Origin of the sequence: Actinokineospora spheciospongiae, from assembly GCF_000564855.1 — a bacterium.
In the GTDB taxonomy this organism is placed as follows: Bacteria; Actinomycetota; Actinomycetes; order Mycobacteriales; family Pseudonocardiaceae; genus Actinokineospora; species Actinokineospora spheciospongiae.
The window spans coordinates 1-2979 of sequence record NZ_AYXG01000086.1 but is presented as its reverse complement, the minus strand read 5'-3'; the positions used below and the strand labels follow the sequence as shown (position 1 = coordinate 2979).

6 protein-coding genes are annotated in these 2979 nt (G+C 72.9%); 2 read left to right on the top strand and 4 right to left on the bottom strand.

Annotated elements, in window-relative coordinates; translation table 11 throughout:
- On the bottom strand, positions 1–213 hold a 213-nt coding region (locus UO65_RS12130; protein ID WP_035281856.1), incomplete at its 3' end, for a hypothetical protein.
- Positions 214–415: 202 nt separating this feature from the next.
- On the opposite strand from UO65_RS12130, the gene UO65_RS12125 reads away from it, so the two are divergent.
- Complete coding sequence (locus tag UO65_RS12125; RefSeq protein ID WP_035281854.1) at positions 416–970, top strand: EF-hand domain-containing protein; 555 nt, start codon at positions 416–418, stop codon at positions 968–970.
- 123 nt (positions 971–1093) lie between these two features.
- On the top strand, positions 1094–1603 hold the full coding sequence (locus UO65_RS12120) for a YqaA family protein (protein WP_181400020.1): 510 nt from the start codon (positions 1094–1096) through the stop codon (positions 1601–1603).
- On the opposite strand, the gene UO65_RS12115 is transcribed toward UO65_RS12120, so the two are convergent.
- From UO65_RS12115 to UO65_RS12105, 3 genes are all read right to left on the bottom strand, one after another.
- Positions 1571–1759 (bottom strand): DUF397 domain-containing protein, encoded by a 189-nt coding sequence (locus UO65_RS12115; protein ID WP_084175496.1) that lies wholly within the window; start codon positions 1757–1759, stop codon positions 1571–1573. The two genes, UO65_RS12120 and UO65_RS12115, sit on opposite strands and share 33 nt — an antisense overlap.
- Positions 1760–1840: 81 nt before the next feature.
- On the bottom strand, positions 1841–2050 hold the full coding sequence (locus UO65_RS12110) for a DUF2277 family protein (protein WP_035281850.1): 210 nt from the start codon (positions 2048–2050) through the stop codon (positions 1841–1843).
- A 29-nt stretch (positions 2051–2079) separates the two neighbouring features.
- The gene (locus tag UO65_RS12105) at positions 2080–2682 is read right to left on the bottom strand and encodes a MauE/DoxX family redox-associated membrane protein (RefSeq protein WP_052021080.1); all 603 of its coding nucleotides are present in this window, start codon (positions 2680–2682) and stop codon (positions 2080–2082) included.
- Between the last annotated feature and the right edge of the window lie 297 nt (positions 2683–2979).

The window sequence follows — 2979 nt, the reverse complement described above, 5'->3', positions numbered from 1 at the left end:
CGGGCGCCCCTCGCCGTCGTACCGGACGAACGTCCCCTCGGGGGCGAGCGCCTGGCTGTCGACGAACTCGCCGGTGCCCTCCAGCCGGGCGGCGAAGTCGTTCATGTACCGCACGTGGGCCGAGATCTCCTCCGGCGTCCACTGGGCCATGGGCACGTCGTTGACCGCCGACGGGGCGCCGCGGTAGTGCTTGAGCAGCAGGTACTTGGCCATGGTGGGTTGTCTCCTCAGTACTGGCGCGACCCCATTCTGGTCGCTCTCACCCCGGGGACGGAGCCGGGCACTGGTTCTCGACACCGCAGGCGAAATCTCCTGGATTTTTTCCGGGGGGCCGTCCGCACCCGATCCCACCGCGCTCCCGACCCGTGGTTGACTCGACGTCGTTCGAGCACCCGAGGGGAAGAGGACCGCTGCGATGTCGTCGTTCCTGGACCGCAAGTTGACGCGCCGGTTCCAGACCTACGACCTCGACCGGGACGGGTTGGTCGACGCGGCCGACTTCGAGCGGGCCTGCGCCAACCTGGGCGCCGAGTACGGCCTCCCCGACACCGACCCCGGGCTGCGCAGGCTGCGCGAACTCATGGGCGGGCTCTGGCGGCACCTGGCCGCCGCGGCCGACACCGACGGCGACGGCCGGATCGACCTGGCCGAGTACAAGCGGGCGTTCACCGCGGGCCTGCTGGAGACGCCGGAGAACTTCGACCGCGTCTACGTGCCCTTCCTCGACGCGCTGATGGCCATCGCCGACACCGACGGCGACGGCCGGTTGTCCGCCGAGGACGAGGTGCGCTGGACCCGGGGCCTGATGGCCCTGCCGGACGCGACCGGGCGCGACGTCCACCGGCGGCTCGACACCGACGAGGACGGCTACATCGGCACGGCCGAACTGCTGTCGGCGATCCGCGAATTCTACTTCGACGACAGCCAGGGCTCGGCCGGGGAGTTCCTGCTGGGGCCGCTGCCGGAATGACGGCGCCGGGCTGACCCGCGGGGGTCGATCCCGGGCGCGGTGGAACGGGTCCGCCGGTCCGGGCGTCCCCGTGGTGGGGTCGGGTACCGTCGACGGCCGGTCCGACGGAAGGGGGTCCGCGTGCTGCTGCCCTGGCTGTGCATCACCCTGGGCATCGCCTTCGGGTCCGCCGTGGTCCCGTTCGTCAGCATCGAGCTGTTCGTGATCGGGCTGGCCACGCAGCAACCGCAGATCTCCTGCCTGCTCCTCGGCGCCGCGGTGGCGGTCGGGCAGGTCGGGGGCAAGCTGCTGTACTACTACGCCGGGCGGGGATCGATCCACCTGCCCGCGTTCCTGCACCGGCGGCCCAGGCCGCTGACCGCGCGGCGGGCCCGGTGGGAACTGCGGACCAAGCGGCTGCGGGCGTGGGTGGAGACCGTGCGGGCCAAGTGCGAGGAGCACCCGCACTGGATGCTGGGCACCTACAGCGTCAGCTCCGTGGTGGGGCTGCCGCCGTACATGGCGACCGTGGTGCTGGCGGGGCTGGTGCGGATGCGGTTGAGCACGTTCATCGGGGCCGGGCTGGTGGGCCGGTTCATCCGGTTCAGCCTGTTGGCGGCCTCACCGGCGCTGTTCGCGGGCTGGTTCCTCTAGGAGCAGGGCGCGCAACGCCACCCAGGCGCCACCGGGGAACCACAGCTCCGCGCCCCGGCTCTTCGAGTCGCGAACGCCGACGCGGGGCCCGTGGACGACCTCCGCGCAGTTGCCGCTGTCCCCGCTGAAGCTGCTGCGCCGCCACCTGCTCGCCACGTGCTCCCCTTTCCCCTGCTCACGACGGCGGACCGCTTCGCCGGTGGTGGGCACCCGCGAACCGGTCCACGCGCCGAACCCCTACCGGCCCTTGACGACCAACTGGTCCAACAGGTCCGCGGTGGCCGCCGCGACGGCGTCCACCGCGGCCTCGAAGGCCGCCGCGTTGTGCGCGGCCGGTGCGCGGAAACCGGAGATCTTGCGCACGTACTGCAACGCCGCAGCGCGGACGTCGTCGTTGCCCGCCTCCTCGACGTACGGGGGCCTCAGGGTCTTGATGCTGCGACACATGACCCCATGGTGCACCCAGGCACCGACAATCACGAGGTCGCGGACCCGACCGGTTCCACGTTGTCGGCCGGAGCCGCCCCGGTGCTGTCGGTGTCGTCGGTGCTGTCGACCAGGGCCACCCGCGCGTCGTCCGGTTCGTGGCGCAGCGGCGCGCGCCAGTACGGGTCCAACGCCGGGGAGAGCGCCACCAGCGCGAGCAGCACCAGCAGCGCCGACCCCGGGGCGAACCCGCCGGGGAACAACGCCCCGGCACCCGCCACCACCACCAGCCCGGCCCTGGCGAACTGGCGCGCCCCGACCGGGGCCACCTCCCCGCTCAGGCACCCGCACGAGGACCCCGGCGCCGCCGACCTGGCGTAGCCGAGGTAGGCGACCATGCCCGCGCCCAGCAGCACCGCCGCCACCGCGCCGACCGGCCGCACCGCCGGAACCAGCAGGGCGACGGCAACCAGCGCCTCCACTCCCCCGACCACCCGGTGCGCCGGCCCGACCCGCTCAGCACCGACCAGCCCGCGCAGCGCCGAGCGCCGGACCGCCGCGGACGCGGAGGGCACCAGCAGCTTGAAGCCCGCCGCCCACAGCAGGACCACGGCCAGCGCGACCGCAGGGGCCGCACCCACCCAGCCGAACATCAGCGCCTCCCCGGAGCGTGTCTCAAAACAGCCCGACCACCCAGGAAGCCGGCGGCTCAGCCAAGCAGATGCCCGGGTGGGTGGAAGTACTCGGCCAGCCGACCACCCAGGAAACCGCCAGCCCGGCCAAGCAGATGACCAGGTGAGCAGATGCGCTTGGCTGGCCTCCCACCCCCGAAACCGCCGGCCCGGTTACGGAGATGCCCGGGTGGGTGGATGCGCCTGGTCAGCCGACCACCCCCGAAACCGGCGGCCCGGCGAGCGAACTGCCCGGGTGGGTGGATGTGTTTGGCCGGG

What these genes read in the sequence shown, in the direction of transcription:
- UO65_RS12110 (WP_035281850.1), bottom strand. Translation starts at nt 2,050, where the DNA reads ATGTGTCGCAGCATCAAGACCCTGAGGCCCCCGTACGTCGAGGAGGCG.
- UO65_RS12105 (WP_052021080.1), bottom strand. Translation starts at nt 2,682, where the DNA reads ATGTTCGGCTGGGTGGGTGCGGCCCCTGCGGTCGCGCTGGCCGTGGTC.
- UO65_RS12125 (WP_035281854.1), top strand. Translation starts at nt 416, where the DNA reads ATGTCGTCGTTCCTGGACCGCAAGTTGACGCGCCGGTTCCAGACCTAC.